We start from the raw sequence: 4,322 nt of genomic DNA on the forward strand, positions 1-4,322 counted from the left end.
GAGCGCGTCCAGGAACGGAAGGTATCTTCTGACGACCACACCGTGTGTGAGGCATAAAGACGCGTTCCGTCCTCAGCCTCTGGCCCTTTCAGCATCTGAAACTCAACAAACCCGTCCATAGTCTTGAGAAAACTGTCACGGCCCAGCCACAGTGCCTCAAACGCCTCTTCATTTTCCTTGGCGACGGTAAAGCGATTCATGGCAATGAACATAGGGTTCCCTTTGGTCGGTGGCTGTAGAGAAGTTGCTGCCTTTAGTCCTGAGAGCGTGAAAACGGGACCATGGGTGGCCGTGTCACCATGGCGATCTTTGGTTGTACGATCAAGCCTTGTCGCATCAATGCCCGCGCAGTGCAGCAGTCTGTGGCAGGATGAATGCGCTAGCGTTTGGTGGCACGGCATTCGTTTTGAGCTCGCACTGATAGGCCGCCGATAGCCGGTGATCTGTAAAGACCTCCGCCACCGGCCCCTGTGCGATCGCCTCACCCCGCGCGATCATCGTAACGGCATCAGCGACCATAGCTGTCAGGTTCAGGTCATGCATGACGGCGACGACCCCGCCGCCCCGCCGGGCAAAATTCTGCACGCAATTCATGATCAGAAGCTGGTGACCGATATCCAGGCTCGCCACCGGTTCGTCCAAGAGCAGCCATCGCGGCACCCCGTCAATCACCGGGTCCCAGACTTGGCACAGCACCCGCGCCAGATGCGCGCGCTGCTGTTCGCCGCCCGAAAGCTCCTGAAAAAACCGGTTTTCATAGCCAGCCAAACCGACCTGTTGCAGCGCGTATTGCGCGATCCTGTCTTTTCCGCCATGGATGCCAGACATAAGGCCCAGTCGGACGACTTCAATCACTGTAAATGGGAAAGCAAGCGTTGCGGCTTGGGGCAGCACAGCGCGGATCGCCGCGAGTTCCCATGGTTTGTAGATGCGGATATCGCGGTGATTGACGCTGATTTGCCCAGTCCAGCGCACCTCATCTGTCAGCGCGCGCAAAAGCGTCGTTTTGCCCGACCCGTTCGGGCCGACAATAGCGGTGACCTCGCCCGGGCGTGCTGTGAAATCCACCCCATACAGGATCGGCTTTTTGCCGAATGTCACCCGGATATCGCGTGCGTTAATCATCGCTCACATGTCCACCAGCCCACGCCGCCGCAGGAGAATCCAGAGGAAGACAGGTGATCCAAGCACAGCAGTGACGATCCCGATGGGCAATTCGGCAGGTGCGATAATCAGACGGCTGATGATATCCGCCGCCAAAAGGATCGTTGCCCCAAGTAACGCCACATTCAAAAGCAAAGTCTCATGATCCGGCCCAGTCGCGAGGCGCAGAAGGTGCGGCACGATGATCCCGATAAATCCTATTCCACCCGATACGGCCACTGCCGCACCTGTGGCCATCGCAACGATCAGGATCGTGACCAGCTTTAGCCGCTGGACGGCAATCCCCAGATGCGACGCTGTTGCCTCACCCAAGGCGAGCGCGTTTAGTCCGCGCCCCAGAAAAAATGACGCGCCAATTGCTATCAAGATCAGCGGTGCGGTGATCACGACCTTTGTCCATGTCGCCCCGGCGAGTGAGCCGAGGCTCCAGAATGTCAGGTCGCGCAATTGCTGATCGTCGGCCAAAAAGATCACGATGCCCGATAGTGCGGCAGCCAACGCGGCAAGTGCGATACCCGCCAGCAGCATCGTTGCAACCGACGTGCGCCCGTGGCGGGTCGAGACGCGGTAAAGAACGACAATCACCAGCCAACTGCCAAAGAAGGCTGAGACCGGGATCAGCATGTTGCCCACGATGTCGCTGAGCCAAATGGGCAACGCTGAACCAAGCACAATCGCCAGGATCGCGCCGAGCGTTCCACCGGCGCCAACACCAACCAGACCAGGGTCGGCCAGCGGGTTGCGGAAAAGGCCCTGCATCAGGGCGCCAGAGACGGCAAGGCCTGCACCGACCAGGATGCCGATTATCAACCTTGGCAGCCGGATATCCCACAGCACGACCCGCTCCATCGCGGTCAAAGGTTCGGCGTTGAACATCTTGCCGAGTGCTCCCCAAAGTGAGGTGCCTGTGGGCCCGGTGGCAAGGCTCAGAACAGAGACTGCAACAAGCGCAAGGGCCAGCCAGATATGCGCCAGGCGCGCCACCGTCCGCCGGTCTTGCGGCATGACCGGCTGCGATATCGGCGTGGCGAGTGTCACCCTAACCCTTGTAAAGCGCCGCAGTCAGGTCCAGCACCGCATCCGCTGTGCGTGGCCCGAAGCCCAGAAGGTAAAGTCCGTTCATACGCACCACCGATTGCGTTTGCGCGGCAGGTGTTGTGGCGATGGCCGGCAAAGCAAAAAGGTCTTCGTCAGAAACGAAGTGATCACCAGAACGGTCCATCATCAGGATAACGTCAGGTGCGGCGGCGATCACGGCCTCATCGCTCATGGGTTTGTACCCCTCAAAGGCTGTTACAGCATTCACGCCACCGGCCATTTCAATAATGCCGGATGCAGCGGTGTTCGTGCCAGACGCCATGATGCGGCCATCCTGCGTACTGAGGATGAAAAGGACCCGCTTGGGTGCATCTCCGGCAAGCGCATCGGCGGCCTCTTCCGCCTCTTGCAGCTTCATCCGCACATCACTCGCCAAGGCGATAGAGGCGGCTTCCACATCCAGCGCCTCACCCACTGTCAGGATTTTCTGCACGATGCCTTCGGCTGAATAGCCATCGGGCACAGTAATGAAAGGGATATTAGCGGCTTGCAGCACTTCAATTGTCTCGGGCGGCCCGGCCCCATCTTCCGAGATGATCATGCCCGGCCCGACCGACAGCACGCCCTCGGGCGCGAGTGCGCGCATGTAACCGACATCGGGCAGGCCTGTGGCTTCGGGAGGATAGCTAGAAGTGCTGTCACGCCCAATCAACCGGTCACCTTCACCCAAAGCATAGATGATCTCGGTCACCGACCCGCCGATGGCAAGGACGTTCTTTTCACCCTCTGCCTGCGCGACAGCAGGCATCATTGCGAGCGCCAGACCGGCCGCCTTTTTCAACCAGATTTTCACGCCATCGTCTCCTCTTCAGCGGCATCCGGCAGCGCCTTCACGATATCCGCCCAGTCCTGCCTGCGGTCCCGTCCTTCCTTGCCAACGCCGAAGATCTGGAAGATCAGAGCGCCTTGGGCGTCAAATGCTTCGAGCGACGTGGCAAGCCCTCGCTTGGTTGGCTTTTCCACCGCCCAAACTTCGGCGATGTGATCGCCGCGCAGATGCAGATTGAAACGTGGGTCCATCACGTTTTGCCAAGGCCCCATAGGGCGCAAGGTTTCAATCGGGCCGGTATGGATCTGGATGCAGCCGCGATTGCCTGTGAAGATCATGACCGGAACTCCGAGTGCGGCCACGTTCGCTAAAGCATGCGAGACCGCATCAACCGACAAGGCGCGCGTAAACTCTGGCCCGGCAATCCGATACGCCCCCAAACGGTTCATCTTCAGCTTGCTGGTCAGACGCATGAATTGATGCGTGTCGGTCATGCGCGCCCATTCCTTGCGCAGGATATCGGCATTTGCGGCATCTGCTTTGGGGACCTCTGGGGCCTGACGTGGTTTGGTCTCAATCTGCTGACTTTGATCGGCATGCGCGTTTGTTTTTCGGAACGCCTCCCACACATCATGCCCCTCGGCCGTACGCAGGAAGATTTTGTGGACTGCATCGCCCGCCGCATCAAAGACCTGCACACTGCGCCGCATTTGCTCTTCGGTGTGCTTTTCCACGAGAAATGCGTGTTTCCAGTGGGCGGGGAAAATCCGCAGATCAATCTCTTCTGTCAGAACCATCGCTGCGTGACCGCCAGGGTGGTAATTGTCGTAAACCCCCACCTTTTCATGCACACAGCTTTCATTGCGGGTCAGCGCCATGACTTCGCCCAGACGGCAGGCAAGACCCATGATCGTGTCGGGATGCGGGTCAATCCGGGTTACCAAATCTCCGCAATGGGCGGCCATCAGTGCCGCCTCGCTAATACCCAGCTTGTTGGCCAAGTCACGTTCGCGGGTCTTCGGGTTTTCGCGATAGGCATCGCGGATATCTGCGGGTGTCAGCAGTTCAGCCTCTGCCATGGTCCACCTTGTCTTGTTGCAATAACGAAAAACTGTGGCTCGGCAGGGAAACGAGATCTGCCTGGCTGAGAGAGTACACGAGGATGTATTCTTGACTAAAATACTAAGACTTATTTGAAAGATGCAAGGGCGAAGTTGCTCTTTGATCAGTATTTAAGAGCCGTGGTCGTGATTATTCGCAATTCAATAGGTGAATGCGTCGCAACACCGCA

The 4,322-nt window shown here is 58.4% G+C and carries 5 protein-coding genes; all 5 read right to left on the reverse strand.

Annotation, left to right across the window (positions count from 1 at the left end):
* On the reverse strand, positions 1–212 hold a 212-nt coding region (locus tag SLH49_RS22185), incomplete at its 3' end, for an antibiotic biosynthesis monooxygenase (protein ID WP_320271329.1).
* Positions 213–336: 124 nt separating this feature from the next.
* On the reverse strand, positions 337–1,125 hold the full coding sequence (locus tag SLH49_RS22190) for a heme ABC transporter ATP-binding protein (RefSeq protein ID WP_320271330.1): 789 nt from the start codon (positions 1,123–1,125) through the stop codon (positions 337–339).
* 3 nt (positions 1,126–1,128) lie between these two features.
* Positions 1,129–2,169: an iron ABC transporter permease gene (locus tag SLH49_RS22195; protein WP_320271331.1), complete on the reverse strand. Its 1,041-nt coding sequence runs from the start codon at positions 2,167–2,169 to the stop codon at positions 1,129–1,131.
* 34 nt (positions 2,170–2,203) lie between these two features.
* Positions 2,204–3,013 carry a heme/hemin ABC transporter substrate-binding protein gene (locus tag SLH49_RS22200; RefSeq protein WP_320271332.1) on the reverse strand — a complete coding sequence of 270 codons (810 nt, stop codon included), beginning with the start codon at positions 3,011–3,013 and terminating at the stop codon, positions 2,204–2,206.
* A gap of 38 nt (positions 3,014–3,051) precedes the next feature.
* Entirely contained in the window at positions 3,052–4,110 is a 1,059-nt protein-coding gene (locus SLH49_RS22205) for a hemin-degrading factor (protein ID WP_320242235.1), read from the reverse strand.
* Positions 4,111–4,322 lie beyond the last annotated feature (212 nt).

It is taken from the genome of Cognatiyoonia sp. IB215446, from assembly GCF_033963825.1.
Taxonomy (GTDB): domain Bacteria; phylum Pseudomonadota; class Alphaproteobacteria; order Rhodobacterales; family Rhodobacteraceae; genus Yoonia.